Raw genomic sequence first — 250 nt, forward strand, 5'->3', positions numbered from 1 at the left:
CATCCTCGAACGTTTCAAGCCGGGGCAGAGCTACGACGGGGTGCGTACCGCCGAGGGCCTGCGCCGCGTCCTGGCCGAGGTCAGACGGGGCGGTTACGCCATGGGGAGCAAGTCCGGGCCCCAGCCGCACACCACGGCGGCGGCGCCGGACCGTGACGCGGACGGCGTGGTCGCCGCCGTGTCCGTGGTGGCGCCGAGTGCCGATTTCGACGCGGCGATCTACGTACCCGCCGTCCGCGCCACCGCGCGT

At 74.0% G+C, this 250-nt stretch carries 1 protein-coding gene; it reads left to right on the plus strand.

Features of this window, described 5'->3' with window-relative positions; translation table 11 throughout:
- On the plus strand, positions 1 to 250 hold a 250-nt coding region (locus tag ABFX54_RS46480; protein ID WP_346113468.1), incomplete at both ends, for an IclR family transcriptional regulator domain-containing protein.

Source organism: Nonomuraea maheshkhaliensis (assembly GCF_039529435.1).
Lineage (GTDB): Bacteria > Actinomycetota > Actinomycetes > Streptosporangiales > Streptosporangiaceae > Nonomuraea > Nonomuraea maheshkhaliensis.